General features: G+C 61.0%; 24 protein-coding genes. 17 read left to right on the top strand and 7 right to left on the bottom strand.

The window, feature by feature from the left end:
- Nucleotides 1-13: 13 nt before the first annotated feature.
- Nucleotides 14-1,504, bottom strand: coding sequence for a histidine kinase (locus ACP6KB_RS25275; protein ID WP_442110230.1), 1,491 nt, complete (start codon nt 1,502-1,504; stop codon nt 14-16).
- Nucleotides 1,505-1,639: 135 nt separating this feature from the next.
- Here ACP6KB_RS25275 and serB point away from each other — a divergent pair, with 135 nt between their 5' ends.
- Nucleotides 1,640-2,854 carry a phosphoserine phosphatase SerB gene (serB, locus tag ACP6KB_RS25270; RefSeq protein WP_442110228.1) on the top strand — a complete coding sequence of 405 codons (1,215 nt, stop codon included), beginning with the start codon at nt 1,640-1,642 and terminating at the stop codon, nt 2,852-2,854.
- Between the two features lie 47 nt (nt 2,855-2,901).
- Here serB and asd read toward each other — a convergent pair whose 3' ends face one another.
- From asd to ACP6KB_RS25255, 3 genes are read right to left on the bottom strand one after another with little or no spacing between them, the layout of a single operon-like run.
- Complete coding sequence (gene asd / locus ACP6KB_RS25265) at nt 2,902-3,765, bottom strand: archaetidylserine decarboxylase (RefSeq protein ID WP_133211524.1); 864 nt, start codon at nt 3,763-3,765, stop codon at nt 2,902-2,904.
- A 9-nt stretch (nt 3,766-3,774) separates the two neighbouring features.
- Nucleotides 3,775-4,584: a rhodanese-like domain-containing protein gene (locus ACP6KB_RS25260; protein WP_442110226.1), complete on the bottom strand. Its 810-nt coding sequence runs from the start codon at nt 4,582-4,584 to the stop codon at nt 3,775-3,777.
- A 46-nt stretch (nt 4,585-4,630) separates the two neighbouring features.
- Complete coding sequence (locus tag ACP6KB_RS25255; RefSeq protein WP_442110224.1) at nt 4,631-6,166, bottom strand: HDOD domain-containing protein; 1,536 nt, start codon at nt 6,164-6,166, stop codon at nt 4,631-4,633.
- Between the two features lie 129 nt (nt 6,167-6,295).
- On the opposite strand from ACP6KB_RS25255, the gene motA reads away from it, so the two are divergent.
- Nucleotides 6,296-7,147, top strand: coding sequence for a flagellar motor stator protein MotA (motA, locus tag ACP6KB_RS25250; RefSeq protein WP_442110222.1), 852 nt, complete (start codon nt 6,296-6,298; stop codon nt 7,145-7,147).
- 3 nt (nt 7,148-7,150) lie between these two features.
- Entirely contained in the window at nt 7,151-8,167 is a 1,017-nt protein-coding gene (gene motB, locus ACP6KB_RS25245) for a flagellar motor protein MotB (protein WP_442110220.1), read from the top strand.
- Nucleotides 8,168-8,233: 66 nt separating this feature from the next.
- Here the strand turns inward: motB and ACP6KB_RS25240 are convergent, their stop codons facing one another.
- A complete protein-coding gene (locus tag ACP6KB_RS25240) occupies nt 8,234-8,716 on the bottom strand; it encodes a molecular chaperone Tir (protein ID WP_442110218.1) in 483 nt (160 codons plus the stop codon).
- 260 nt (nt 8,717-8,976) lie between these two features.
- Nucleotides 8,977-10,008, bottom strand: coding sequence for a small ribosomal subunit biogenesis GTPase RsgA (rsgA, locus tag ACP6KB_RS25235; protein ID WP_442110216.1), 1,032 nt, complete (start codon nt 10,006-10,008; stop codon nt 8,977-8,979).
- Nucleotides 10,009-10,099: 91 nt separating this feature from the next.
- Between rsgA and orn the strand changes: the two genes are divergently transcribed.
- Nucleotides 10,100-10,642, top strand: a complete 543-nt coding sequence (gene orn / locus ACP6KB_RS25230; RefSeq protein WP_038615221.1) for an oligoribonuclease — start codon at nt 10,100-10,102, stop codon at nt 10,640-10,642.
- Between the two features lie 100 nt (nt 10,643-10,742).
- A complete protein-coding gene (locus ACP6KB_RS25225) occupies nt 10,743-11,354 on the top strand; it encodes a trimeric intracellular cation channel family protein (protein WP_442110214.1) in 612 nt (203 codons plus the stop codon).
- Nucleotides 11,355-11,357: 3 nt separating this feature from the next.
- Here ACP6KB_RS25225 and queG read toward each other — a convergent pair whose 3' ends face one another.
- Nucleotides 11,358-12,473: a tRNA epoxyqueuosine(34) reductase QueG gene (gene queG / locus ACP6KB_RS25220; protein ID WP_442110212.1), complete on the bottom strand. Its 1,116-nt coding sequence runs from the start codon at nt 12,471-12,473 to the stop codon at nt 11,358-11,360.
- Between the two features lie 63 nt (nt 12,474-12,536).
- On the opposite strand from queG, the gene ACP6KB_RS25215 reads away from it, so the two are divergent.
- From ACP6KB_RS25215 to ACP6KB_RS25160, 12 genes are all read left to right on the top strand, one after another.
- Entirely contained in the window at nt 12,537-13,397 is an 861-nt protein-coding gene (locus ACP6KB_RS25215; protein WP_442110210.1) for an NAD(P)H-hydrate dehydratase, read from the top strand.
- A complete protein-coding gene (gene tsaE / locus ACP6KB_RS25210; RefSeq protein ID WP_442110208.1) occupies nt 13,385-13,855 on the top strand; it encodes a tRNA (adenosine(37)-N6)-threonylcarbamoyltransferase complex ATPase subunit type 1 TsaE in 471 nt (156 codons plus the stop codon). Before ACP6KB_RS25215 ends, tsaE begins: the two co-directional genes overlap by 13 nt.
- 3 nt (nt 13,856-13,858) lie before the next feature.
- The gene (locus ACP6KB_RS25205; RefSeq protein WP_442110206.1) at nt 13,859-15,283 is read left to right on the top strand and encodes an N-acetylmuramoyl-L-alanine amidase; all 1,425 of its coding nucleotides are present in this window, start codon (nt 13,859-13,861) and stop codon (nt 15,281-15,283) included.
- A complete protein-coding gene (gene mutL, locus ACP6KB_RS25200; protein WP_442110204.1) occupies nt 15,280-17,196 on the top strand; it encodes a DNA mismatch repair endonuclease MutL in 1,917 nt (638 codons plus the stop codon). The genes ACP6KB_RS25205 and mutL overlap by 4 nt, the downstream gene beginning before the upstream one ends.
- Before the next feature lies 1 nt (nt 17,197).
- Entirely contained in the window at nt 17,198-18,169 is a 972-nt protein-coding gene (gene miaA, locus ACP6KB_RS25195; RefSeq protein ID WP_442110202.1) for a tRNA (adenosine(37)-N6)-dimethylallyltransferase MiaA, read from the top strand.
- A 94-nt stretch (nt 18,170-18,263) separates the two neighbouring features.
- A complete protein-coding gene (gene hfq / locus ACP6KB_RS25190; RefSeq protein ID WP_028945676.1) occupies nt 18,264-18,524 on the top strand; it encodes an RNA chaperone Hfq in 261 nt (86 codons plus the stop codon).
- 12 nt (nt 18,525-18,536) lie between these two features.
- Nucleotides 18,537-19,838 (top strand): ribosome rescue GTPase HflX, encoded by a 1,302-nt coding sequence (hflX, locus tag ACP6KB_RS25185; RefSeq protein ID WP_442110200.1) that lies wholly within the window; start codon nt 18,537-18,539, stop codon nt 19,836-19,838.
- A gap of 96 nt (nt 19,839-19,934) precedes the next feature.
- Nucleotides 19,935-21,098, top strand: coding sequence for an FtsH protease activity modulator HflK (hflK, locus tag ACP6KB_RS25180; protein WP_442110198.1), 1,164 nt, complete (start codon nt 19,935-19,937; stop codon nt 21,096-21,098).
- Entirely contained in the window at nt 21,098-21,964 is an 867-nt protein-coding gene (gene hflC / locus ACP6KB_RS25175; protein ID WP_442110196.1) for a protease modulator HflC, read from the top strand. Before hflK ends, hflC begins: the two co-directional genes overlap by 1 nt.
- Nucleotides 21,965-22,242: 278 nt before the next feature.
- Entirely contained in the window at nt 22,243-23,430 is a 1,188-nt protein-coding gene (locus ACP6KB_RS25170) for an ATP phosphoribosyltransferase regulatory subunit (RefSeq protein WP_442110194.1), read from the top strand.
- Nucleotides 23,431-23,484: 54 nt separating this feature from the next.
- Nucleotides 23,485-24,774, top strand: a complete 1,290-nt coding sequence (locus tag ACP6KB_RS25165) for an adenylosuccinate synthase (RefSeq protein ID WP_442110192.1) — start codon at nt 23,485-23,487, stop codon at nt 24,772-24,774.
- Nucleotides 24,775-24,912: 138 nt separating this feature from the next.
- Nucleotides 24,913-26,847: a methyl-accepting chemotaxis protein gene (locus ACP6KB_RS25160; RefSeq protein WP_442110190.1), complete on the top strand. Its 1,935-nt coding sequence runs from the start codon at nt 24,913-24,915 to the stop codon at nt 26,845-26,847.
- The last annotated feature ends 50 nt before the right edge of the window (nt 26,848-26,897 follow it).

Genomic DNA, 26,897 nt, shown 5'->3' with positions numbered 1-26,897 from the left:
CTGCAGCGGTTGATCAGGTCTTGACCCGGCGCTCGTGCATGCGCGCCAGCTGGCGCTCCAGCATCGACGGGTAAGGTTCCATCAGGCGTTCAACGCAGCTCGCGCCTTCAGGGCTGGCAATCGGGCGAATACGGGCGCGTTGGCGGATCAGAGCGTCGTCACTGATCTTGCGCTCAACCAGCAACAGGTTGCGGCTGTGCTGCGACAGGGCCAGGGCGTCCTGGGCCTTCTCGGTCAGCAGCAGATCGATCTGACTCAGACCCTGCAAGTCTTCACCCAGCGCCAGGCCTAGTTGAAGTTGCAAGGTGATACCGCTGTCGGCCACTTCGATTTGCAGGGCATGCCCCAGCGCCCGCAACAGTTCGCCACAGCAGATGGCATTGGTGAGGTAATCCTCGCCGCTGTCCTGGCTGTGGAACAACAGCAGGGTGCTGCCGTCGTTGAGGGTGTGCACTTCGCTTTCGTACAGTGATGCCGCTTGGTCGAGGCAGTCACGGTAGCGTTCCAGCAGCTCGGTCAGGCGTGCACGAGGCAGGCGGCGCAGTTGCTCCTGGGAGCCCAGTTGCACGGCCAGTACAGCGCTGGCCTGGGGTTCGCGCTTGACCGGCAGGGCCACAGGGCGTGGCGCACTGTCGTCTTCGACATCGATCAGGTCGGCAAACGCGTCATCACTTTCATCGTCGGCGGTGACAGGTTTGCTGATTTTGGCCACCGCAGGCGCTTCGTCGAAGCTCGGATCACGCAGGTTGCGCACTTCGAATTCGGGCTCGTCTTCGTCCAGTTCTTCGGGCTCTGGCTCGACTTCCCGGGGCGGTGGGGCAAAGCGGGTATGCAGCTGACGCGCCAGGTCACCGATTTCATCCTGACGATCAGTTGCCGGGGTGTACTCGTTGATGTCACGCAGCCAGACGCGCAATTGCAGCAGCGGCGTCGAGATGAAGCGCCCGAGGCGCAAGCTCATGGCCAAGGCCAACGCCAGCAGGATGCCGGCGAGGATGCCCATGCTCTGCAAGCTGATGGTCAGTGGCTGCTGGAACTCGGTCATGTCCAGGCTGATGCGCAGCTTGCCGGCGGTCACGTCCTGGAAGGTGATGTTGGTCTGGTACAGGCCTTCAGCCTCACCCAGCAGGCCGTTCTTCGGGCGCTGGCCGGCCTCGGCAAGAATCCGGTTATCGACGCTGTAGATGGCAGCATGGGCCACCAGCGGGTTCTTCACCAGGTTGCCCAGCAGCACGTTGAGGCTGAGGATGTCGTTGGACACCAGCAGCTCGGTTGCCGAGGTTGCGGTTTGCGTGGTCAGGCTCTGGCCCAGGGCGTCGGCCTGATCATGCATGGCCTGCTTGAACTGCAAACCCATCACGCAGGCGTAAATCACCAGTGCCAGTGCAACCAGCAGCACGTTATGGCAGGCGATGCGCAGCGCTAGCGGCACACGACGGTGGCGCAGGGCACGGAAAATCAGCAGGAAGAAGTTGTCGGTCTTAACGGGCGTGGGCCGGTTCACAGAGCGCGGCTCTTTATGTCGGAGAAGTTGCTGCGCAGTATAGCGAGCGCTCAAGGACCGGCAAAGTATCGGCTGCGCCCGATGGTCACCGAAAGTCGGTAGAATGTGGTTTTTTTCCACGAGTCGGAGCCCGTTTTGCGCGAAATCGTTCTGATTAACATCACTGGTGAAGACCGTCCGGGTCTTACTGCGGCCATCACTGGCGTTCTGGCCCAGGGTGGTGTGAACATCCTCGACATCGGTCAGGCGGTGATTCATGACACGCTGTCCTTTGGCATCCTGGTGGAAATCCCGGATACCGAAAAGGCTTCATCGGTACTGAAGAATATTCTGTTTGCGGGCTACGAACTCGACCAACAGGTCCGTTTCACGCCGGTGTCCGAAGCAGACTACCAAAGCTGGGTCGAGGGCCAGGGCAAGGCGCGTCACATCGTTACCTTGCTCACGCGCAAAGTGACTGCCGAGCAACTGCAACGGGTCAGCTCCATCACGGCCCAGTACGGGCTGAACATCGATCACATCGATCGTCTTTCCGGCCGTGTGGCGCTGGATACCCCGGTTGAGCAGGGCAAAGGCTGCATCGAGTTCTCGGTCCGTGGTGAACCGGCTGATCCGCAGGCGCTGCGTGCTGAGTTCCTCAGTGTGGCGCAAGAGCTGAACGTTGATATCGCCTTCCAGCAAGACTCGCTGTTCCGTCGCAACCGTCGTCTGGCGGTGTTCGACATGGACTCGACGCTGATCGAAGCGGAAGTGATCGACGAACTGGCCAAAGCAGCCGGGGTTGGTGAGCAAGTTTCGGAAATTACCGAGCGGGCCATGCGTGGCGAGCTGGATTTTCGTGCCAGCTTCAAGGAGCGTCTGGCGTTGCTCAAGGGTCTGGACGTCAATGTGCTCGACGAAATTGGTGCTTCGCTGCGCCTGACCGAAGGTGCCGAAACGCTGTTCGCCGAGCTCAAGCGCTTGGGCTACAAAACCGCGATTTTGTCGGGCGGCTTCACCTACTTCGCCAAGCAGTTGCAAGCCAAACTGGGCATCGACTACGTGTTTGCCAACGAGCTGGAAGTGGTTGATGGCAAGGTTACCGGTGTCGCGGTAGAGCCAATCGTTGATGCGCAGCGCAAGGCCGATCTGCTGGCTGAGCTGGCGCGCAAGGAAGGTTTGCAGATGGAGCAGACCATTGCCGTGGGTGACGGCGCCAACGACTTGCCGATGCTGGCAATCGCCGGTCTGGGTGTAGCGTTCCGTGCCAAGCCGTTGGTCAAACAATCGGCCAAACAGGCGATTTCGACCTTGGGCCTGGACGGCGTGCTGTACCTGCTGGGCTTCCGCGATCGCGACGGCCGCAGCTAAAGGGGCTTATGGTGGGAGCAAGCCAGTTGCTCCCACCTACAGCAGCATCAAGCCTGGGCTGGCAACGCCAGGCGTTGGCCCATGCTCACCACCGAGCCGGCACCGAGCTCTTCAGCCCATTTGACCTGCTCCGGTCCAAACAGTACGACAGCCGTCGAACCCAGCTTGAAGCGGCCCAGTTCCGCACCTTTTTCCAGGTGGATCGGCGCGCGGCTGGCTTCGTCGTAGCGGAAGGTCTTCAGTTCACGCTTAGGTGGCGTCACCAGGCCGGCCCAGACGGTTTCGATCGAGGCCACGATCATTGCACCAACCAGCACCACGGCCATTGGCCCGCGCTCGGTATCGAACAGGCACACCACACGCTCGTTGCGGGCGAACAGCTCCGGTACGTTTTCGGCGGTGGTCTTGTTGACCGAGAACAGCCGACCCGGCACGTAGATCATTTCACGCAAGGTACCGGCCAGCGGCATGTGCACGCGGTGGTAGTCCTTGGGTGACAGGTAGATGGTGGCAAACTCGCCGCCCATGAACGGTGCCGCATTGGCCGGATCGCCGCCCAGCAGCTCAAGGGCGCTGAAGCTATGACCTTTGGCCTGGAAGATGCGACCGTGTTCGATCGCACCCAGTTGGCTGACCGCACCGTCGGCCGGGCAGACGATGGCGCCCGGGGTCTCGTCGAGCGGGCGTGCGCCCGGCTTCAACGCGCGGGTGAAGAAGGCGTTGAAGTGCTCGTAGGCGGTCAGGTCTTCAACCAGGGCCTGGGACATATCAACTTGGAAGCGCTTAGCGAACCAGCTGGTGAAGGCATTCTTGAACCAGCGCACGCGGCATTCGGCAACGCAGCCGGCCAGACGTGACAGCAAGTGGTGAGGCAGCAGGTACTGACTGATGATGAACAAACGGGATTTCATTAGGTTTCCTTAAACTTCTACAGGGGTATCGGGGTGGTTGCCCCATTCGCCCCAGGATCCGGCATAGGCTTTGACCCGAGGGTAGCCCAGATGCTTGGCCACCAGGTAGGTAAAGCCGGAGCGGTGGTGAGTCTGGCAGTGGGTGACCACTTCCTTGTCTTTGCTGATGCCCAGATTCTCGAGAATCTGTGGCATGTCTTTACGAATGCGCAGGGCGTCGTTCATGTCCATGCCGGCAGTCCACTCGAAGTTGACCGCGCCGGGGATGTGCCCGCCTTTGGCCGCCAGCACTTTGTCGCCGCGGTATTCCGCCGGGCTGCGGGCGTCCCAGATCGCCAGGTCGGCAGCGCCGAGGCGGCTTTGCAGGTATTCACGGGTGGCCGTGGGTTCTTCGTGCAGGGTCAGCTGGACCGTAGCGTTGGCAGGCGCCGGTACGTCGGTGCTCAGGGTGCTGGCCGGCCACGCTTGTGCGCCACCGTTGAGGTAGTGGTAGCGCGTGTGGCCGATGACATCCAGCAGCCAGATAAAGCGCCCGGCCCAGCCGCCACCTTCGTCGTCGTACACCACATACACCGCGTTGGCGTTGTGGCCGAGTTCGGCGAACAGTTTTTCCAGATCGGCCTTGGCCGGAAGCAGGCCCGGTGCCGGTGGTTGGCCCAATTGCGTGCGCTTGGGGTCAACGAAGCGTGCCCCTGGAACATGACCGCTGCCATAGCGATTGGCACTGGTCAGGTCTACCAGGATCAACTCGGGTACATCCAGCCGGGCTTGCAGGTCAGCCGGCTCGATTACCAGGGGCAAGCCAGAAAAGTCAGTCATCCAGAGTCTCCAGAGTAGAGCAGGGGTGGCGATTGTAGCGCATGGGTCAGGCGCTGCGGTTGCTGAAGGCGGTCAAGGCTCGTTCGATACATTGCGCGGTTTTGCCGAAGGCCTGCACGCTGATGTCGGTCAGCGGCTTGGCGTCTTGATCGGCAATGACCAGCATCACCACCCGACCATTGCTCGACAGTGAGCGCAGCAAGACGTGCTCGCTGCGAAACAGCGCGCGAAGCTGCGGCGGCAGCAGGGCGGAAAATTGCGCATGGTTTTCGGGTGTCAGGCGTAACTGCGCGGCACTGCTCATCAAGCGCTGGAGCAGTTTGCTGTGCTCGATGGCTAACACCAGGCTCGACGCCTCTGTCGGTACGCCAGCCAGTTGTTGCACCCGCAACTGCGTCAGTGATTTATCGGTCATCAGCAGTACGACCCGCTGCATGCCGCAGGCTACCAGGGCATCACGCGCCAGGGTGGCCAGGTGGATGGCGTTGCTGAAGGGGCTGGGCTCAGTCAGCAGTTCGGCACAGAGCTTGCGCCAGGTGCCCAACGCCTGGGCCGAGGGCGGTGGCGGTGCGATCTGCCCAGGGTGACGGCGGCGTTGTTGCCAGGGCCAGAGCAACGCTTCGGCCGGGTGAAACAGATCCTTGCATGCATGCTGGCGAGCGCTGCTTGCCGCTTGCTGGTGCGTTAATTGTTGAACATCGTCTACGCCAACCTGCAGATACAGACTGATCAATAGTTGCCAGCGCCGAACGTGAGGGCTGGTCCAGCCCACTTGCGCCGCCAGCGCCAGGCCGTTGGCCAGCAGTACGGTGTTGGCCGGTTGATTGAACCAGCGGCGCAGGTGCGGGTGTTCGTCCAGGTGTTGTTGCTGGCGCAGGCTGTTTTGTTCGCGAGCGATGTGCAGCGCCTGGGCCAGAAAGCGTTGTTCATCCTGCAGCAGGTGGTAGCCGCGAGTGACCCAATCCGGCAGGCGCCAGTGTTCGGCCAGTGCCTTGCACAAGCTCAGCACCCGTACGCCAAACAACTCCAGTTCTACCTGTTGTGCCGACTCACCTTTGTGTACCACCCGCAGTTCCCACGCCTCAATGTGCTTGGGGTAAGTCAGGGCCAAAGGCCACAGTGGTGACAGAAACAACAGGCTGCCCCAGTGGATTTCCTGCCAGAGTCGCGCCAGACGGCTGGCGAACAGGCCATTGGCTTGCTGGCTGGCGTGCTGACTGACCAGTTGCAACTGGCGCAGGGCTGGTGAAATGTCGGCTTCTGGGAGCGCAGGCAAACGTTCCAGCAGCGCTGCTGTGCGCGCCAGGCCCAGACGGTTCAGGGCTATTTCAAGGCTTTCGGCCGGCTCGCCAATACTGGAGTTGGTGTGATGGTTGGCCTCGCGCATCACGCTGAGCACCAGGCTTGGGCTGCTCTGCATTATCTCCGCGATATCACGCAGTGAGCGGCGGCTGTCGGCAATGGCGGCGTTGACGCGCTCGTAACTGGCCTGGGGAACAGGCAGTCGTACGCTATCGAGAAGTTTGACCCAGGCATCGAGTGTTTTTGGTGTTTGATCTGGCACGATGGTTTCAATTGGCATGCTGAGGGGGCCGAACTGGCTTTTCGCCTTGACTGACTATAGTCTGGCGCAGATCTGCCGATAAGTAGAAGAAGAGTTTTATTAACTTCCGCCCACGACCCTGACCACGACAGTAAGTGCTTTCAATCTATGGCTAAAATTATCGGCATCATCGTCGTATTCGCGAGTGTGCTCGGCGGATATGTTCTGTCCCACGGCAAAATTGCTGCACTGATCCAGCCTTTTGAGGTGCTGATTATCGGTGGTGCGGCCTTTGGTGCGTTTTTGCAGGCGAACCCTGGTTACATGACCATGCATGTAATCAAAAAGTCGCTGAAAATGTTTGGTACGCGCTTTACCCACACCTTCTATATCGAGGTGCTCGGGTTGGTTTACGAGATCCTCAACAAAAGCCGGCGTGAAGGCATGATGGCGATCGAAGCCGATATCGAAGACGCCGCTGCCAGTCCGATTTTTGCCAAATACCCTGCAGTGCTGGGCGATGAGCGCATGACCGCGTTCATTTGCGATTACCTGCGCATCATGTCCACCGGCAACATGGCTCCGCATGAGCTTGAAGGCCTGTTCGACATGGAGCTGCTGAGCATGAAGGAAGAGCTTGAGCACCCCTCCCATGCGGTGACAGGCATCGCTGACGGTATGCCAGGTTTCGGTATTGTCGCGGCGGTACTGGGTATCGTGGTGACCATGGCCTCGCTGGGTGACGGCGACCAGAAGTCCATCGGCCTGCACGTGGGTGCGGCGCTGGTAGGTACCTTCTTCGGTATTCTGGCGGCCTATGGCTTCTTCGGCCCGCTGGCTACCTGCCTGCGTCAGGACGCCAAGGAAGAGCTCAACGTTTACGAAGCCATCAAGGCTTCGCTGGTGGCCTCGGCTTCCGGCATGCCACCGTCGCTGGCCGTGGAATTCGGGCGCAAGGTGCTGTACCCAGGCCACCGTCCGAGCTTCGCCGAGCTGGAACAAGCGGTTCGCGGTCGCTAAGTCATGGAGAACAATCAGCCCATTATCGTCAAGCGCGTCAAGCGCTTTGGCGACGGCCACCACGGTGGTGCCTGGAAAATCGCCTTCGCCGACTTCGCCACGGCGATGATGGCGTTCTTCCTGGTGCTCTGGCTGATGTCCACGGCCACGCCGGAACAGAAGATCGCTATCGCCGGCTACTTCAAAGACCCGATCGGTTTTTCTGAAAGCGGCACGCCCTACATTATTGACCTGGGCGGCTCGCCGCAGCTCGCTCCGGAAAAAACCATCAACCCGGAAGTGAAGTCTGAACCGACACCCGATACCAGCATTCAGCTGGATCAGGACAAGGTTGAGAGCATGGCTGAGCAAGTTGAGCGCGAGCGCCTTGAGTTGCTTTTGCAAGAGTTGCAGAACAAGGTCGAAGAGAACCCGCAACTGCAGAAGTTCAAGGATCAGATCCTCTTCGAAATCACCCAGGATGGCTTGCGCATCCAGATCATGGATGCGGAAAACCGGCCAATGTTCGATCTGGGCAGCGCCCGCTTGCAGCCTTACTTCGAAGATATCTTGCTGGCCATGGCCGATACCATCAAGGCGGTGCCGAACAAGATCAGCATCAGCGGCCATACCGATGCCAAGCCATACGCCGGTACTGGTGATTTCGGTAACTGGGAGTTGTCGGCCAACCGTGCCAACGCGGCACGCCGCGCCCTGGTAGCGGGAGGTTATCCGGACGATCAGGTGGCGCGGGTGGTGGGTTATGCCTCGTCATCACTGTTTGACCGGGCCAACCCGTTCAATCCGGTCAACCGCCGTATCGACATTATTGTCCTGACCAAAAAGGCCCAGCGCACCATTGAAGGTGAGCAGCCTCAGCCTGCGGCGCCGGAAGGTGCAGCGCCAGGTGCCAATGCACCCGCGCCTGCTGCTCCGGCTCCAGCGGCACCCGAGGCCGAACCGATGCAGCCCCGTGAGTTGCGTCAGAAGCTGAATATCTTCGAGGATGGCGTATTGAAGATGGACGAGAGCAAGGAGTAATCCTGCGCTCAGAACACAACGCCCGTGTGCAGCGATGCCCACGGGCGTTGTGTTATCTGGGGTGGCTCAAAATCCACGGCGGATCTTGGCCTTCAGGTCGGCATGGAAGAAACCGGCGTTCAGGCGGTTCAAGGCGTCGGCGTCGCTCTCGTCTCGGGCAATGGCGCGGTTGAAGGTCTGCTCGTCGTGGTAAGCAAGAACGAACAGGTCCAGGTGCGCCCTCACACTCATGACCGGCCACTTGTCGAGGTAGTCCGGCAAGGGGCTCTCTGCGCAGTGATACAGCGAGATGCGGCGATTGCTGAGGGTGGCAGCACCGAGCTGAAAAGGCACCCACCAGGTTTCGGCGTTGTCCTGAGAAAGCACGGTGATCAGGTGGGTACAGCTGCGAATGTTGCTGCACAGCACGCCGCTGATATCGTCGGCCGTCTGCCCGGCGTCGCCGTCGAACAGGTCCAGGTGGGTGGCAATGCCTTCAAGTTTCAGACGTTCGCTGATCACGTAGGCATCAAGGCGTTGTGGGTGGCGATAGCTGATAACGACAGGCATCAGGCAAGCCCTCCGGGTGTGCAGGCAGGGCAGTGGATGAGCAAGGATCGAATTGTCATTGTTGAGTCCTTTCATACGCAGGGTATGGCGATGATTCGCTTCGTGGTGGCGAACCTGAAAGGTGACAATCAATGAAAGCCGCTATGACAGCAAGGGACCACGATATTTAAGGAAGGGTCCTGCTTTGCTGGGTAACTTTTCCCACAAGCTTGTCCTACAGAGCCGCAGGGTGAGGCTCGCGGTAAGCCTCACCCAGGCGATCAGTAGCTGTCTTGCGGCAAGCTGGCAAGGATCGAGCGGTAGCTGTTCATGCGCTGCTGCTGGATGCGCCCGTCTTCCAAGGCCTTGAGCAGAGCGCAGCCAGGTTCGCGGTCGTGCTTGCAGTCGCGGAAGCGGCAGGTGCCGAGCAAGTCGCTGAATTCGATAAAGCCTGCTTCGACGTCGGCGCGACTGACGTGGACAAGACCGAACTCACGAATACCTGGAGAGTCGATCAGCTCACCGCCGCCGGGGAAGTGGTACAGGCGTGCAGTGGTGGTGGTGTGCGTGCCCTGGCCGGACCACTCCGAGAGGTCGCCAACGCGGGTCTGCACATCGGGCAGCAGGCTGTTGACCAGCGACGATTTGCCGACCCCCGATTGCCCGACGAAGACGCTGATATGGCCGTCCAGCTGCGCTTGCAGCTGCTGCATGCCATCACCGTGGTGGGCTGAAACCTCCAGCACGGGATAGCCCAGTTGCCGGTACACCGCCAGCAACGCATTGAGCGCCGGGGCGTTCTGTTCGTTGATCAGGTCGGCTTTGTTGAGCAGCAACAGGGGGCGAATACCAGCATGCTCAGCGGCCACCAGATAGCGGTCGATCAGATTGGCGTGAGGTTCTGGCGCCGGAGCGAAGACGATCACGATCAGGTCGACGTTGGCGGCAACCGGCTTGAGCTGGCCACGGCTGTCGGGGCGGCACAGTTCGGTGTTACGCGGCATCTGCGCAACGATAACGCCGATGCCCTGGTTGCCGGCACGCCAGACCACACGGTCACCGGTGACCAGTGCTGGCAGGTTGGCGCGCAAGTGGCAGCGGAATACTTGGCCGGCGTCATCACCGTCCTGTGCCTCGACTTCGACCTGCACGCCAAAGTGGGCAATGACCAAGCCCAGTTGCTCGGGGCCCAGGTCGCCGCCTTCGAGCTCCTTCAGGGTCTGTTGTTCGCGTTTGGCGGCGCGGGCAGCGCGTTCACCCTGGATTTTTTCGATCCGCCAGTTCTGGCGGCGATTGAGCTGGCGTTTGGCCATGAAGGTTCCGTGTGAGACATGCATTATTAAACGGCGAGGAGTTTAGCACGCTCCACTAGGCTAAACTGCGCACCTACCGAGGAGCAGAATCATGCAGAACCCACAGAACCTGATCTGGATCGACCTGGAAATGACCGGTCTGGATCCGGACCACGATGTCATCATCGAAATGGCCACTATTGTTACCGACAGCGACCTCAACACCCTGGCCGAAGGCCCGGTGATAGCCATTCACCATAGCGATGAAGTGCTGGCGCGCATGGACGAGTGGAACACCCGTACCCACGGTGCTTCCGGCCTGACGCAGCGGGTCAAGGACAGCAAGGTCAGCATGGCCGAGGCCGAGGCCCAGACCATCGCCTTCCTCGAACAGTGGGTGCCTAAGGGTAAGTCGCCGATCTGCGGCAACAGCATCTGCCAGGATCGACGCTTCCTCTACCGTCACATGCGTGGCCTGGAAAACTACTTCCACTACCGCAACCTGGATGTCTCGACCCTCAAAGAGCTGGCAGCGCGCTGGGCACCTGAAGTGCGTGACAGCTTCAAGAAGGGTGGTACTCACCTGGCGCTGGATGACATCCGCGAATCGATCAATGAACTTCGCCACTACCGTGAGCACTTCATCAAGTTCTGATCGTGTCGCCGCACGCTTGTACAGACAATCCGTGCGGCGCCCCCTTTTGGTGCTTGAGGCAACTGGTTAGACTGCGCGCCCCCTTGCACGGATCCGCACCATGTTGTTGATGCTCTACCTCATTGCTATCACCGCTGAAGCCATGACTGGCGCGCTGTCTGCCGGGCGTCGCGGCATGGATTGGTTTGGCGTGGTGTTGATCGCCTGCATTACCGCATTGGGCGGCGGCTCGGTGCGCGACGTGTTGCTTGGGCATTACCCGCTGACTTGGGTGAAACACCCTGAATACCTGGTGCTGACCAGCTTCGCCGCGCTGATGACCATTTTCATCGCACCCTTGATGCGTCACTTGCGTTCGTTGTTCCTGGTGCTCGATGCGCTGGGCCTGGTGGCGTTTACCTTGATCGGTTGCATGACTGCGCTGGAAATGGGCCAGGGTATGTTGGTGGCCTCGATCAGTGGGGTAATCACTGGGGTATTTGGCGGGATTCTTCGCGATATATTCTGTAACGATATTCCGCTGATCTTCCGGCGCGAGCTATACGCCAGCGTATCCTTTGCTGCAGCCTGGTTTTACCTGGGCTGCGTGCACTTCAATGTGCCCAGTGAACAGGCGATTTTACTGACCTTGTTTGGTGGTTTCCTGCTGCGCCTGTTGGCCATTCGCTTCCATTGGGAAATGCCGAAGTTTCATTACAACGACGAGCATTGAGCATCATCGCGGGGCAAGCCCGCTCCCACCGGTAGGGTGTGTGGGGGCGGGCTTGCCCCGCGATGAATGCTGCGCCAATGCCCACTGCACATGCTCTCGCACCAACTCCGACGGATAGTCCAGGCGTGCTTTGAGTGCCTCCAGCACTTGAATGGTCGACGGCGCATTCCCCAGCCCTACCGCCAGGTTGCGCAACCAGCGCTCATAACCGGCACGGCGCAGCGGTGAGCCTTCGGTGCTGTCGAGAAACGTCTGTTCGTCCCACATGAACAGTTCCGCCAGGTCGGCACTGTCGAGGTTGTGCCGGGGCTTGAAGTCGTTCTCGGCGGTGGGCCGGGCAAAGCGGTTCCACGGGCAGACGATCTGACAGTCATCGCAGCCGAATACCCGGTTGCCGATCAGGGCGCGCAACTCTTCGGGAATGGCGCTTTTCAATTCGATGGTCAGGTAGGAAATGCAGCGTCTGGCGTCCAGCACATAGGGCCCGACAAAGGCTTGGGTGGGGCAGATGTCCAGGCAGGCGCTGCAACGGCCACAGTGTTCGCTGGTCTGGGGCGGGTCGACCGGCAGCGGCAAGTCGACGAACAGCTCGGCGAGGAAGAAGTAGCTGCCAGCCTTGCGGTTGAGCAGTAGGGTGTTTTTGCCGATCCAGCCAAGGCCGGCCTGTTCGGCGATGGCCTTTTCCAGCACCGGGGCGCTGTCGACGAAGGCGCGAAAGCCGAACGGGCCAATTTCTTTCTGAATGCGCTCGGCCAGGTGCTGGACGCGCTTGCGCACCAGCTTGTGGTAATCGCGTCCCAGGGCATAACGGGAGATGTAGGCTTTTTCCGGCTGGGCCAGTTGCTGGGCCATGCGCGTGTCGCCTGGCAAGTAGTCCATGCGCAACGACACCACGCGCAGCGTGCCCGGTACCAGTTGGTCGGGGTGTGAGCGCTTGCTGCCGTGGGCCCCCATGTAGTCCATTTCACCGTGGTAGCCGGCTTGCAGCCAGCGTTCCAGGTGTTGTTCGTGCTCGGCCAGATCCACCCCGGCAATGCCGACATGGGCAAAGCCGAGCTCTTTGCCCCAATCCTTGATCGATTGGGCCAGTACAGGAAGATCGGGGATAGAAGCGGACATGGGAAATAAGGCAACGCAGACTCAGGTGCGTATAATTCTGCCAGACATCGGAGCCTTTGACCCATGCCTCAGACCAAACACTCGGCAAACCAGCCACAAACCCTTAGCAGTCGCGCATTGACTGCACTTGCGCCACGCCCGTGGGCAGCGCAGAAAGGTGACTTTGGCCATGTGCTGGTGGTCGGCGGTGATCGTGGCACTGGCGGGGCGGTCATGCTCAGTGCCGAAGCGGCGTTACGCTGTGGCGCCGGGCTGGTTTCGCTGGCCACCCGCAGCGAGCACGTGCCTGCGGCGCTGGCTCGATTGCCCGAGGTGATGTGCCTGGGCGTGCATTCGGCCAATCAGTTGATGACGCCACTTGAGCGGGCATCGGTGCTGGTGGTAGGGCCTGGTCTTGGCCAGGCCGCCTGGGGCCGCAGCTTATTGTCGGCAGTGGTCAACGCTGCGGCTCCACAGGTGTGGGACGCTGATGCCTTGAACCTGCTGGCACGGGAGCCGCTGCCGATCGCTTCGGGCTCGATCATGACCCCGCATCCAGGCGAAGCTGCACGCTTGCTGGGCATGTCTACCGAAGCAGTGCAGGCCGATCGTGCCGGGGCGGCGCGCAAACTGGCACGCAAATACGCGGTCATATGTGTGCTCAAAGGCGCGGGCACCCTGGTGGCCGACCCGAGCGGGCAACTGCGTTTGTGTGATCGCGGTCACCCCGCCATGGCGGGAGCAGGGCTGGGTGATGTGCTCAGCGGCGTGCTTGGGGCGCTTCTGGCGCAAGGCCTGTCGGCGTGGGACGCCGCATGCCTGGGGGTCTGGTTGCATGCCTGTGCCGGAGAGCGTCTAGGCGCGCAGGGTCGGGGCTTGGCGGCCAGTGATCTGGTTCCGGCCATTCGTCATTTATTGGAGGAGCATTCAGCGTGTCAGGTGTAACCCTGTTTTTGGCCGATGAAGAGGCCATGGTCCGCTTCGGGACCCGTATCGCCGAAGTGACAAAAGGTCACGGCGTGATTTTTCTGGAAGGCGACCTGGGGGCGGGCAAAACCACCCTGTCGCGGGGCATTATCCGTGGTCTGGGGCACAAGGGGGCGGTCAAAAGCCCTACCTTTACTGTGGTTGAGCCCTATGAAATCGGCGACATCCGCGCCTTCCACTTCGACCTCTACCGCTTGGTCGATCCTGAAGAGCTGGAGTTTCTCGGTATTCGCGATTACTTCGAAGATGACGCCTTGTGCCTGTTCGAGTGGCCCCAAAAGGGGGCAGGTGTTTTGCCAAAGCCCGACCTGACCATTACCATAAGCCCCCAGGCGAGCGGTCGTTCGCTGAACCTGTCGCCGCAGGGGGCACGTGGCGAAGCCTGGTGTGCCGCTCTGGCCTTGGAATTCAAATAGAAAATGGGGATAGGTATGCGCATTCGCGCGCTGGTTGCGGTCGTAGGATTGCTGCTTACGGCGGTAACTGTTGATGCTTGGGCCGTCACGCAAGTTAAAAGTGTGCGTTTATGGCGAGCACCGGATAACACGCGTCTGGTGTTTGACCTTTCAGGGCCTGTCCAGCACAGCGTCTTTACCCTGAGTGCCCCGGACCGCCTGGTTATCGACATCAATGGCGCGACCCTGGCTGCACCGCTGTCGGTGTCTACCTCCAACACCCCGATTACCAGTGTGCGCTCGGCCCAGCGCACGCCTACCGACCTGCGCGTGGTGATTGACCTGAGCAAGTCGGTGACGCCCAAGAGCTTCACCCTGGCGCCGAACGCCCAGTACGGCAATCGTTTGGTTGTCGATCTGTACGACCAGGCGGCCGACGCGGTTTCGCCGCCGCCAACACCGCCAGTGGCCACCACGCCTGCCGTGCCGGTCACGCCTGCGCAGCCAGCCATCAAGCTGACCCCTGTGCCTAGCGGCAAGCGTGACATCGTCATCGCCATCGATGCAGGCCATGGTGGCGAAGACCCGGGCGCTTCCGGCTCCAAGGGCCAGCATGAAAAAGACATCGTGCTGTCGATTGCCAAAGAGTTGCAGCGCCAGATCAACAGCGAAAAAGGCTTCCGTGCCGAGCTGACGCGTACCGGTGACTATTTCATTCCGTTGCGCAAACGTACGGAGATCGCCCGCAAGAAGGGCGCCGACCTGTTCATTTCGATTCACGCCGACGCTGCGCCGTCGAAAGCGGCCTTTGGTGCCTCGGTGTTCGCCCTCTCCGATCGTGGTGCCACCTCGGAAACCGCGCGCTGGCTGGCCGACAGTGAAAACCGTTCGGACCTGATCGGTGGTGCCGGTAACGTCAGCCTCGATGACAAGGACCGCATGCTCGCGGGCGTGTTGCTCGACCTGTCGATGACCGCATCGCTCAGTTCCAGCCTCAACGTCGGGCAGAAAGTACTGGGCAACATGGGTCGGGTCACCTCGCTGCACAAGCGTCGGGTCGAGCAGGCCGGATTCATGGTGCTCAAATCGCCAGACATCCCCTCGATTCTGGTTGAAACCGGTTTTATCTCCAACGCCAACGAGGCGGCCAAGCTGGCCACCCCGAGCCATCAGCAATCGCTGGCGCGCTCGATCCACAGTGGTGTGCGCCAGTTCTTCCAGCAGAACCCGCCGCCGGGCACCTACATCGCTTTCCTGCGTGACAGCGGCAAGATTGCCCAAGGCCCGCGCGAGCACAGCGTGCGTCCGGGTGAAACACTGGCAATGATCGCCGTGCGCTATCAGGTCAACGTGGCCAGCCTGCGCTCGGCCAACAACCTCAAGACCGACGAACTTAAAGTCGGGCAGAGCTTGAACATCCCCGCGACTGCCCTGGCGTCCCAGCAATGACCGGCAGTGCGCGAATCGAGCTGCTCAGCCCGCGGCTGGCGAACCAGATTGCCGCCGGTGAGGTGGTCGAGCGCCCGGCATCGGTGATCAAGGAACTGCTGGAAAACAGCCTGGACTCCGGTGCCCGGCGTATTGACGTCGAAGTCGAGCAGGGTGGCGTCAAGCTCCTGCGGGTGCGTGATGATGGCAGCGGCATTGCTGCCGATGACCTGCCGTTGGCCCTGGCCCGTCACGCCACCAGCAAAATCCGTGATCTGGAAGACCTGGAACGGGTCATGAGCCTGGGGTTCCGTGGTGAGGCCCTGGCTTCGATCAGTTCGGTGGCGCGCCTGACCCTCACCTCGCGTACCCGCGATGCCGACCAGGCCTGGCAGGTAGAGACCGAAGGGCGTGACATGGCCCCGCGCGTGCAGCCGGCCGCGCACCCAGTGGGCACCTCGGTGGAAGTGCGCGACCTGTTCTTCAATACTCCGGCACGGCGCAAGTTTCTCAAAACCGAGAAAACCGAATTCGATCACCTGCAGGAAGTGATCCGCCGCCTGGCGCTGGCGCGTTTTGATGTGGCATTTCACCTGCGCCACAACGGCAAGAGCATTCTCAGCCTGCACGAGGCCCAGGACGATACCGCCCGCGCCCGGCGTGTGGCGGCGATTTGCGGCCCGGGGTTCCTGGAGCAGGCACTGCCCATCGAGATTGAGCGTAACGGTCTGCACCTGTGGGGCTGGGTAGGCTTGCCGACCTTCTCGCGCAGCCAGGCCGATTTGCAGTATTTCTTCGTTAACGGTCGGGCGGTGCGCGACAAGCTGGTGGCCCACGCCGTGCGCCAGGCTTATCGCGATGTGCTGTTCAACGGTCGGCACCCGACCTTCGTGCTGTTTCTTGAAGTCGACCCCACTGGCGTCGACGTCAACGTACACCCGACCAAACATGAAGTGCGTTTTCGTGATGGACGCATGGTGCATGACTTCCTCTATGGCACCCTGCATCGGGCCTTGGCTGACGTGCGGCCGGAAGATCAACTGGCCGCGCCTGCCGCCAGCAGCGAAATCATCCGTCCCAGCGGCCTGCAGGCCGGCGAGTTCGGCCCCCAGGGCGAAATGCGCCTGGCCGCCAACCTGCTGGAACAGCCTGTGGCCGAGCCGGGTATGCGCCCCTCCAGCATGGGTAGCAGCAGTAGCGGTGGCGGCAGCGGCGCTGGCTATCAGTATCAGTACACCCCGCGCCCAACTCAGGCCTTGCCGGCAGCGGAAGCGCAGGGCGTCTACCGCGAGTTTTTTGCCCCGCTCAACGAAGCGGCGCCGGTGGCGTTGCCCGACAGCCAGGGTGACATTCCACCGTTGGGCTATGCCCTTGCCCAGCTGAAAGGTATCTACATCCTCGCCGAGAACGCCGTGGGTCTGGTGCTGGTAGACATGCACGCGGCCCACGAGCGCATTATGTACGAGCGCTTGAAGGTGGCCATGGCCAGCGAAGGCCTGAGCGGCCAACCCCTGCTGGTGCCTGAGTCGCTGGCCTTGAGTCAGCGCGAGGCCGACTGCGCCGAAGAACACGCCGAATGGTTCCAGCGCCTGGGCTTCGAGCTTCAGCGCCTGGGCCCGGAGAGCCTGGCGATTCGGCAGATTCCGGCGCTGCTCAAGCAGGCCGAGGCCAACCGCCTGGTCCAGGATGTGCTGGCCGACTTGATGGAATACGGTACCAGCGACCGCATTCAGGCGCATTTGAACGAACTGCTCGGCACTATGGCGTGCCACGGCGCAGTCCGCGCTAACCGCCGCTTGGCGATAGCGGAGATGAACGGCCTGTTGCGCGATATGGAAAACACCGAGCGCAGCGGCCAGTGCAACCATGGCCGACCGACCTGGACCCAGATGGGCCTGGACGATCTGGACAAACTGTTTTTGCGCGGTCGATAAAATGAGTGGTAAACCTCCCGCGATATTCTTGATGGGCCCGACCGCGGCGGGCAAAACCGATCTGGCCATCGAGCTGACCAAGGTGCTGCCGTGCGAGTTGATCAGCGTCGATTCGGCACTGGTTTACCGAGGCATGGACATCGGTACTGCCAAGCCCTCGAAAGAGGTGCTGGCTGCCCATCCCCATCGTTTGATCGACATTCTCGACCCGGCCCAGAGCTATTCGGCTGCCGAGTTTCGTCGTGATGCCCTGCAAGCCATGGCCGAGATCACTGCGCGCGGTAAAATACCGCTGCTGGTCGGCGGCACCATGCTCTATTACAAGGCATTGGTTGACGGCCTGGCCGACATGCCGGCTGCCGATCCGCAGGTGCGCGCCGAGCTGGAAGAGGAGGCTGAGCGCCTCGGCCTGCAGGGCTTGCATCAGCAATTGGCGGCGGTTGACCCAGAGTCAGCAGCGAGAATTCACCCCAATGATCCGCAGCGGCTGATCCGCGCGCTGGAAGTTTATCGGGTCAGCGGCATGACAATGACGGCACATCGTCAGCGTCAATCCGCGGAAAGTAGCGCCGCAGGCCCTTCGGCGGCGGGTCATTTGCCCTATACTGTCGCCAGCCTGGCCATTGCGCCTGCCGATCGTCACGTTTTACACGAACGAATTGCGCTACGATTTGGGCAAATGCTGGAACAGGGCTTCGTTGACGAGGTCCGATTGCTGCGAGCCAGAAGTGACTTGCATGCGGGACTGCCGTCTATACGGGCGGTTGGTTATCGCCAGGTCTGGGATCATCTTGATGGCAAGTTAACATCAGTTGAAATGCAGGAGCGCGGCATTATTGCTACTCGCCAATTGGCGAAACGGCAATTCACCTGGTTGCGTAGTTGGGCTGACTTGCAGTGGTTAGACAGCCTGGCTTGCGACAATCTGTCTCGCACCTTGAAATACCTGGGAACGGCCACCATATTGAGCTGAGTCCTTGTAATTGCCGTCTATCCTTGGGGGTGGGGCGGCTTGAGCCATCAGTTTTTTTGTTTTTTTACTATTGATCCTTACAGGAGTGCGGCATATGTCAAAAGGGCATTCGCTACAAGACCCTTACTTGAATACTTTGAGAAAAGAAAAAGTTGGGGTTTCGATCTATTTGGTTAACGGCATCAAGCTGCAAGGCACGATCGAATCGTTTGACCAGTTCGTGATCCTGCTGAAAAACACCGTCAGCCAGATGGTTTACAAGCACGCTATCTCGACAGTTGTTCCTGTGCGTCCGATCCGTCTGCCAAGCGCATCCGAATCCGAGCATGGCGACGCTGAGCCAGGTAACGCCTGATAGGAGTCTGCTTTGTTCTTTGAGCGCCACGGTGGTGGTGAACGAGCGGTCCTCGTTCACTTGGAAGGTCAGAACCCTGAGGCGCGCGAAGATCCGCAGGAGTTTCGGGAACTGGCGTTGTCGGCTGGGGCCGATATAGTCGCGTTCGCCAGTGTGGCGCGACATCAGCCCACCGCCAAATACCTGATTGGCAGCGGCAAGGTCGAGGAATTACGCGACCTGGTCAAAGCCGAACAGGTAGATTTGGTGATTTTCAATCACACCCTCACACCCAGTCAGGAACGTAACCTCGAACGAGTCTTCGAGTGTCGCGTGCTTGACCGCACCGGTCTGATTCTCGACATTTTCGCCCAGCGGGCACGCACCCATGAAGGCAAGCTGCAGGTTGAACTGGCCCAGCTTGAATACATGAGCACGCGCCTGGTACGCGGCTGGACGCACCTTGAGCGGCAAAAAGGTGGTATCGGCCTGCGCGGTCCGGGTGAAACCCAGCTGGAAACCGACCGTCGTCTGTTGCGGGTGCGCCTGCGTCAGATCAAGGCGCGGCTGGAGAAAGTGCGCAGTCAGCGCGAGCAGGCGCGTCGCGGGCGCAAGCGGGCAGATATCCCGTCAGTGTCCCTGGTTGGTTATACCAACGCCGGCAAGTCGACCCTGTTCAACGCCCTGACCGAATCCGAGGTCTACGCGGCCGACCAGTTGTTCGCGACCCTCGACCCAACCCTGCGCCGACTTGAGCTCGATGATGTCGGGCCGATCGTGCTGGCCGACACCGTGGGCTTCATTCGCCACCTGCCACACAAGCTGGTCGAAGCTTTTCGGGCTACGCTCGAAGAGTCGAGCAACTCTGACTTGCTGTTGCACGTGATCGACGCCCATGAGCCTGATCGCATGGAGCAGATCGAGCAGGTTATGGCGGTCTTGGGGGAGATTGGTGCAGAAGGCTTGCCGATCCTCGAGGTCTATAACAAACTCGACCTGCTTGAAGGCGTTGAGCCACAGATTCAGCGTGATGCCGATGGCAAGCCACAGCGGGTCTGGGTCTCGGCGCGTGATGGGCGTGGCCTGGAGCTGGTGGGGCAGGCAGTCGCCGAATTGCTGGGGGATGACCTGTTTATCGGAACCTTGCGCCTTGAACAGCGTTTCGCGCGGTTGCGCGCGCAGTTCTTTGCATTGGGTGCTGTACAGGGCGAAGAGCACGACGATGAAGGCAGCAGCCTTCTGGCCGTGCGGGTGTCTCGGGTCGAGTTCAATCGCCTGGTCAGTCGCGAAGGCCTGAAGCCGGCAGAGTTCATCGAGCAACACACTTTGCAATAAAAGCCCGGCGACGCGGCCGGGCAGCCGTGACAGGCATTCTGTAGCATTGGACGGCGCGCCGTGGGTGCGTCTTTGCTTTATCAGATGGAGAGCGCTATGGCTTGGAATGAGCCGGGTGGCAACTCGAACAATCAAGATCCTTGGGGCGGACGCCGCGGTGGCGGCGACAAGAAAGGACCGCCGGATCTCGACGAGGCCTTCCGCAAGCTGCAGGACAGCCTGAACGGCATGTTTGGCAGTGGCAAGAAACGCGGTGGTGACAACGGCATCGGCAAGGGCGGTGGCTTCGGCCTGCTCGGCGTCGGTCTGGCCGTGCTGGCAGCTATCTGGCTGTACAGCGCCGTGTATGTGGTGGACGAACAGGAGCAGGCCGTCGTGCTGCGCTTCGGCAAATACTACGAAACCGTAGGGCCGGGCCTGAACATCTACTTCCCGCCGATCGATCGCAAGTACATGGAAAACGTCACGCGTGAGCGTGCCTACACCAAGCAGGGGCAGATGCTCACTGAAGACGAAAACATCGTCGAAGTGCCGCTGACCGTGCAGTACAAAATTACCAACCTGCAGGATTTCGTGCTGAACGTTGATCAGCCTGAAGTCAGCCTGCAGCACGCGACCGACAGCGCCCTGCGCCATGTGGTGGGTTCCACCGCCATGGACAAGGTACTGACCGAAGGTCGTGAGCAGATGGCAGTGGAGATCAAGGAGCGCTTGCAGCGGTTCCTCGATACTTACCGTACCGGTATCACCGTCACTCAGGTCAACGTACAGAGCGCGGCAGCCCCGCGTGAAGTGCAAGAGGCCTTCGATGACGTGATCCGTGCCCGTGAAGACGAGCAGCGTGCCCGCAACCAGGCCGAGTCCTACGCCAATGGCGTGGTGCCAGAGGCCCGTGGTCAGGCCCAGCGGATCATCGAGGATGCCAACGGTTACCGCGACGAAGTCGTCTCGCGCGCCAAGGGTGAGGCAGACCGCTTTACCAAGTTGGTTGCCGAGTACCGCAAGGCACCTGAGGTAACGCGTCAGCGCCTGTACCTGGACACCATGCAGGAAGTTTACAGCAACACCAGCAAGGTCCTGGTTTCCGGCAAAGATGGCCAGAGCAACCTGCTGTACCTGCCGCTGGACAAGATGGTTGAAGGCAGCCGTGCCAGCAGTGCACCTGTCAGCGTCCCGGCTTCGGTCAATGACGCGGCCAACCGCGCGGCGGCGGAGCTGCAACAGCAGCAAACACAGTTGCGTTCTAGGGAGAGCCGCTGATGAGCAATAAATCGCTGATCGCCCTGATCGTTGGCGTGGTGCTGGCGATCGTGGCCTGGAACAGCTTCTATATCGTGTCGCAGACCGAACGTGCGGTCATGCTGCGCTTTGGTCGTGTGGTCCAGACAGATGTTCAGCCTGGTCTGCACGTGAAGATTCCTTACGTCAACCAGGTGCGCAAGTTCGACGCCCGCCTGATGACGCTGGACGCGCCGACCCAACGCTTTCTGACCCTGGAAAAGAAAGCGGTAATGGTTGATGCCTACGCCAAATGGCGCGTCAAGGATGCCGAGCGCTTCTACACCGCTACCTCGGGCCTCAAGCAGATCGCCGACGAGCGTCTGTCGCGTCGTCTGGAAAGCGGCCTGCGTGACCAGTTCGGTAAGCGCACCCTGCACGAAGTGGTCTCTGGTGAACGTGACGCACTGATGGCTGACATCACTGCCTCGCTGAACCGTATGGCCAGCAAGGAGCTGGGCATTGAAGTGGTCGACGTTCGCGTCAAGGCCATCGACCTGCCCAAGGAAGTGAACCGCAGCGTGTTCGAGCGTATGAGCACCGAGCGTGAGCGTGAAGCACGTGAGCACCGCGCCAAAGGTAACGAATTGGCCGAAGGTATTCGCGCCGATGCCGACCGTCAGCGCCGTGTTCTGCTTGCAGAAGCCTATCGCGAGTCGGAAGAGACCCGCGGTGATGGTGATGCCCAGGCGGCGGCGATCTACGCCAAGGCCTATGGTCAGGACCAGGATTTCTACGCGTTCTACCGCAGTCTCAAGGCCTACCGTGAAAGCTTTGCCAACAAGAGCGATGTGTTGGTGCTCGATCCGAGCAACGACTTCTTCCGCTTCATGAACAAAGACAAGTAACAAGGTTGCACCCCGCCGGGCGGTTTAAACGTCTGGCGGGGTGATACTGCGAGAAAACGGGTGTATGATGCGGCAGCCGGGAAATTCCCGGCTTTTTTGCGTCTGCAAGATCGAACGGTGGCAAGCCGCCGCTGATCTGTAGAGCAGCCCAAGGTATTTGAGGGTATCGGCACGGCGGTTGCGCTGGAATCAGTGCTGCGCGTCATAGTTTGGCGATACCTGCTTCACTCAAGGCTAGCCTGCGGGCAGGCCGCCTGGACCAAAGGGGAAATGGCGTAATGGCAACGGTAGACCGCTGGCTCCTGCCAGATGGCATCGAAGAAGTACTGCCACCTGAGGCGGCGCGCATCGAGATCGCGCGTCGTCAGGTGTTGGATCTGTTCCAGAGCTGGGGTTACGAGTTTGTCGTGACCCCGCATATCGAGTACCTGGAATCGCTGCTCACCGGTGCCGGCCAGGACCTGGATCTGCGGACGTTCAAGGTAATCGACCCGCAGTCGGGCCGGCAGATGGGCTTTCGTGCCGACATCACGCCGCAGGTCGCGCGCATCGATGCGCATACCCTGCGCCGTGAAGGGCCGAGCCGCCTGTGCTATGCCGGTAGCGTGCTGCACGCTCAGCCGCGCGCACTGTCGACCTCGCGTAGCCCGATCCAGCTCGGTGCCGAGCTGTACGGCGATGCCAGCCCGGTCAGCGACGTTGAGGTGATCAGCCTGCTGCTGGCCATGCTGCAACTGGCCGACGTGCCGGACGTGCACATGGACCTCGGTCATGTCGGTATCTACCGCGGCCTGGCCCGTGCCGCAGGCTTGTCGGGTGCGGTCGAGCAACAACTGTTCGACGCCCTGCAGCGCAAGGCTATCGATGAAGTCATCGAGCTGACCGCCAACCTGCCAGCCGATCTCGCCGCGATGTTGCGCTCGCTGACCGAGCTGTGCGGTGGTCGTGAAGTGCTGGCCGAAGCGCGCGTGCGCCTGGGCCGTGCGCCAGCTGCAGTGCTGGCAGCGCTGGATGACCTGATGTCCATCGCTGAGCGACTGGCCGCGCGTTATCCACAGCTGCCGTTGTATTTCGACCTGGGCGAACTGCGTGGCTACCACTACCACACCGGTGTGGTGTTTGCCGCTTTCGTTCCGGGTGTCGGTCAGTCGATCGCCCAGGGCGGTCGTTACGACGACATCGGAGCAGACTTTGGTCGGGCGCGCCCGGCCACTGGTTTCTCCACGGATTTGAAGACCCTGGTCACACTGGGGCGAGCCGAGGTTGTGTTGCCGTCTGGCGGGATCTGGATGCCCGACAGCAGCGACGCAGGACTCTGGCAGTTGGTCTGCCAATTGCGCAGTGAAGGTCAGCGGGTGGTTCAGGCCTTGCCTGGGCAGCCATTGACTGCCGCCGTCGAGGCGGATTGCGATCGGCAATTGATTCAGCAAAACGGGCTTTGGCAGGTACTGCCGCTGGCCATTTGAGATTCCCCGCCGGCAAGAGCCGGCGCCAAGTTTGCGCGAATGAGGACAAGTGTTATGGGTAAGAATGTCGTAGTCCTGGGCACCCAGTGGGGTGATGAGGGCAAAGGCAAGATCGTTGATCTGCTGACCGAACATGCTGCCGCCGTAGTGCGCTACCAAGGTGGCCACAACGCGGGCCACACCCTGGTGATCGACGGTGAAAAAACCGTGCTGCACCTGATCCCGTCGGGCGTACTGCGCGAAGGCGTGCAGTGCCTGATCGGCAACGGCGTGGTGGTTGCACCAGACGCCCTGCTGCGTGAGATCACCAAGCTGGAAGAGAAGGGTGTACCGGTGCGTGAGCGCCTGCGTATCAGCCCGTCCTGCCCACTGATCCTGTCCTTCCACGTTGCGCTGGACCAGGCCCGTGAAAAGGCGCGTGGCGAGCTGAAGATCGGTACTACCGGTCGCGGCATCGGCCCAGCTTACGAAGACAAGGTCGCACGTCGTGGCCTGCGTGTTGGCGATCTGCTGAACATGCCGCGCTTTGAAGACAAACTGCGTGAACTGGTGGAATACCACAACTTCATGCTGGTTGGTTACTACAAAGAGCCAGCCATCGACTTCGACAAGACCCTGGCCGAGTGCAAAGAATACGCTGAGCTGCTCAAGCCGCTGATGCTGGACGTCACTGCCGAGCTGCACGAGCTGCGTCGCGCTGGCAAAGACATCATGTTCGAAGGCGCCCAGGGTTCGCTGCTGGACATCGACCACGGTACCTACCCGTACGTCACCAGCTCCAACACCACCGCTGGCGGCGTTGCTACCGGTTCGGGTGTTGGTCCGATGTTCCTCGACTACATCCTGGGTATCACCAAGGCTTACACCACCCGTGTAGGCTCGGGTCCGTTCCCGACTGAGCTGTTCGACGAAGTCGGCGCGCACCTGGCCAAACAAGGCCACGAGTTTGGTGCGACTACCGGCCGTGCTCGCCGTTGTGGCTGGTTCGACGCTGTTATCCTGCGTCGCGCTATCGATGTGAACAGCATCTCGGGCATCTGCCTGACCAAGCTGGACGTGCTCGACGGTCTGGAAACCATCAACATCTGCGTCGGCTACAAAGATGCAGAAGGTAACGACGTTGCCCCGACTGACGCCGACAGCTATGTAGGTCTGCAGCCTGTGTACGAAGAAGTACCGGGTTGGACCGAATCGACCGTGGGTGCCAAAACCCTGGAAGAGCTGCCAGCCAATGCTCGTGCGTACATCAAGCGCATCGAACAGCTGATCGGCGCGCCGATCGATATCGTCTCCACCGGCCCTGACCGCATCGAGACCATCGTTCTGCGTCACCCGTTCGCCTGATCCGCGATTGAAGTGAACACAAAGGCCCCTCTATAGGGGCCTTTGTCGTTTCTGCCTGCTGTTCGGCACAACCTTTGCTGTAAGAATCGTTTCGGGGTTGCCATCATTTTAATGGCCCCAGTAGTAGAGGGTTCTTACGTGTCTGCCGTTCTCTCACTGTTACGAAGCCGCCTGCTGCGGCCTGTGTTTGTTGCCCTTGGTATCGCTCTTTTGGTGCAAGTGCTGGTCGCCGTCGCGCTGACCCGGAGCACAGTCACCACCCTAGAGGCCGATTTGGGCAAACGTTTGGGGGCTGACAGTCAGAAATTGTCGGCTGAACTCGAGCAGGCCGGCCAAGAGGTGAGTGCCGGGCTGGAAAGTCTTTCTGCCAGCACTCGGCAGCGGCTGACGGCGGGGCTCTCGACGCGTCTGCAAAGTGAGCAGGCGCAGTTGCGCGCGACCCTGGAGAAAAACCTCAAGGACTCAGCTAACGACATGGCTGAACTGCTGGCCTCGGTCGCCCCGCGGGCCATGTGGGACAACGATGTGCCGACCTTGTCCGAGTTCTCGCGCCGGGCCCAGCGCAACCCCAATGTGCTGTTCGTGGTGTACGACGACGCCCAAGGCCAGCACCTGACCCGTTACCTGAACCGGCAGAACCCGGTCAACCAGGCCTTGCTGGAAAAGGGCCAGGGCGAGCGGGCGCTGGATAAGGTGCTGGATGCGGCGCGCAAAGATCCATCGGTGTATTTCGTCGAAGCACCGATCAGCCCTAATGGTGCGGAAATTGGCAAGGTGCTGATGGGAGTATCTACCGCTGCAGTGGATGCCGAGCTGGCTGCGCTCGATCAACGCTTTTCCGCGCTGATCGCCAGCGGTGATCAACTGGTCGGCGAAAGCCTGGTCGGGGCGGCGGCTGACAGCAACAAGGCCTTGCGTGCACGCCTGGAGGCCGCGCAAACCAGTGCTGCTGGTATGCAAGCCAACACCTCGCAGAGCGTCCAGGACGCTGCGGCAACCCTGCGTTGGAACATCGGCGTTGGCCTGGCCCTGGTCGGGCTCGGTGTGCTGCTGGTGGTGGCGGTGGTGCTGGGGCGGCGCGTGGTCAACAAGCTGCGCCTGCTGATTGCCGCACTGAACGATCTGGCCGCAGGCGAGGGTGATCTGACCAAGCGTGTCAGTATCGACAGTCGCGACGAGATTGGAGATATGGCGGCAGCGGTTAACCAGTTTGTCGACAAGCTGCAGCCAATCGTCCGCGAGGCGGGTGAAGTGGCGCAGCGTACCGGCGTTGAAATCGGTGTCATGGCCCAGCGCAATGCCGGCGCCGATGCGGCTGCCGAGCTTCAGCGTGATGAGGTCGCGGCCAGCCTGCGCGACCTGTCGACCATGGCGGACGAGGCGCAGGCCGAGAGCCATGCCATGCAGTCGGCCCTGCAGCAGGTGGTGGATATCCGCCAGGCCACCGACGAAAACAGCCGTACCTCGACCCAGGTGGCCAAGCTGATCGAAGACCTGGCCGGGCAGGTTGAGACCGGCTCGAAAGTCATTGAGCGGCTGGCCCAGCAGAGCGAGCAGATCGAAGTGGTGCTGACGGTGATTCACGGCATCGCCGAGCAGACTAACCTGCTGGCGCTCAACGCGGCGATCGAAGCGGCGCGGGCGGGTGAGACCGGGCGTGGGTTTGCCGTGGTTGCCGATGAAGTGCGCGCCTTGGCCAGCAAGACCCAGAGTTCAACTGGCGACATCCAGGCGCATATCGGTGCGCTGCAGCAAGGCGCCAAGGAGGCCGTGGCGGCGATCAGTCAGGCCGGGCGTCAGGCCAGTGAGGGATTGCTGGTGCTGCGCGACAACGCGCGGGTGCAGCAATCGGTGCAGGCTTCGGTTGAGCAAGTGCATGCCGCGATAGGCCTGGCCACGCGTGCGGCGGAGCAACAGGCTCAGGGGGCGCAGGCGGTGCGCGGGCGGGTGCAGACCATACATGCCCAGGCCGAGCGGGCTGCTGAGGTGGTGATGCAAACCACGGCCAGTAGCAAAGTGCTGGATGATCTGGCGGGGCAGCTTAAGGCGAGTCTTGGGCAGTTTCGCGCCTGAGAAAGCATCGCGGGGCAAGCCCGCTCCTACAGATTGCTCCTGTAGGAGCG

This window comes from Pseudomonas sp. NUPR-001 (assembly GCF_052147955.1).
In the GTDB taxonomy this organism is placed as follows: domain Bacteria; phylum Pseudomonadota; class Gammaproteobacteria; order Pseudomonadales; family Pseudomonadaceae; genus Aquipseudomonas.
Note: the sequence above shows the minus strand (reverse complement) of the source record. Positions and strands in the feature narration are given on the sequence as shown.

What these genes read in the sequence shown, in the direction of transcription:
- asd (WP_133211524.1), bottom strand. Translation starts at nt 3,765, where the DNA reads ATGAAATCCCGTTTGTTCATCATCAGTCAGTACCTGCTGCCTCACCAC.
- orn (WP_038615221.1), top strand. Translation starts at nt 10,100, where the DNA reads ATGCAGAACCCACAGAACCTGATCTGGATCGACCTGGAAATGACCGGT.
- queG (WP_442110212.1), bottom strand. Translation starts at nt 12,473, where the DNA reads ATGTCCGCTTCTATCCCCGATCTTCCTGTACTGGCCCAATCGATCAAG.
- motB (WP_442110220.1), top strand. Translation starts at nt 7,151, where the DNA reads ATGGAGAACAATCAGCCCATTATCGTCAAGCGCGTCAAGCGCTTTGGC.
- ACP6KB_RS25215 (WP_442110210.1), top strand. Translation starts at nt 12,537, where the DNA reads ATGCCTCAGACCAAACACTCGGCAAACCAGCCACAAACCCTTAGCAGT.
- mutL (WP_442110204.1), top strand. Translation starts at nt 15,280, where the DNA reads ATGACCGGCAGTGCGCGAATCGAGCTGCTCAGCCCGCGGCTGGCGAAC.
- ACP6KB_RS25225 (WP_442110214.1), top strand. Translation starts at nt 10,743, where the DNA reads ATGTTGTTGATGCTCTACCTCATTGCTATCACCGCTGAAGCCATGACT.
- ACP6KB_RS25170 (WP_442110194.1), top strand. Translation starts at nt 22,243, where the DNA reads ATGGCAACGGTAGACCGCTGGCTCCTGCCAGATGGCATCGAAGAAGTA.
- ACP6KB_RS25165 (WP_442110192.1), top strand. Translation starts at nt 23,485, where the DNA reads ATGGGTAAGAATGTCGTAGTCCTGGGCACCCAGTGGGGTGATGAGGGC.
- ACP6KB_RS25240 (WP_442110218.1), bottom strand. Translation starts at nt 8,716, where the DNA reads ATGCCTGTCGTTATCAGCTATCGCCACCCACAACGCCTTGATGCCTAC.
- hfq (WP_028945676.1), top strand. Translation starts at nt 18,264, where the DNA reads ATGTCAAAAGGGCATTCGCTACAAGACCCTTACTTGAATACTTTGAGA.
- miaA (WP_442110202.1), top strand. Translation starts at nt 17,198, where the DNA reads ATGAGTGGTAAACCTCCCGCGATATTCTTGATGGGCCCGACCGCGGCG.
- rsgA (WP_442110216.1), bottom strand. Translation starts at nt 10,008, where the DNA reads ATGGCCAAACGCCAGCTCAATCGCCGCCAGAACTGGCGGATCGAAAAA.
- ACP6KB_RS25205 (WP_442110206.1), top strand. Translation starts at nt 13,859, where the DNA reads ATGGGGATAGGTATGCGCATTCGCGCGCTGGTTGCGGTCGTAGGATTG.
- motA (WP_442110222.1), top strand. Translation starts at nt 6,296, where the DNA reads ATGGCTAAAATTATCGGCATCATCGTCGTATTCGCGAGTGTGCTCGGC.
- hflC (WP_442110196.1), top strand. Translation starts at nt 21,098, where the DNA reads ATGAGCAATAAATCGCTGATCGCCCTGATCGTTGGCGTGGTGCTGGCG.
- ACP6KB_RS25260 (WP_442110226.1), bottom strand. Translation starts at nt 4,584, where the DNA reads ATGACTGACTTTTCTGGCTTGCCCCTGGTAATCGAGCCGGCTGACCTG.
- hflK (WP_442110198.1), top strand. Translation starts at nt 19,935, where the DNA reads ATGGCTTGGAATGAGCCGGGTGGCAACTCGAACAATCAAGATCCTTGG.
- ACP6KB_RS25255 (WP_442110224.1), bottom strand. Translation starts at nt 6,166, where the DNA reads ATGCCAATTGAAACCATCGTGCCAGATCAAACACCAAAAACACTCGAT.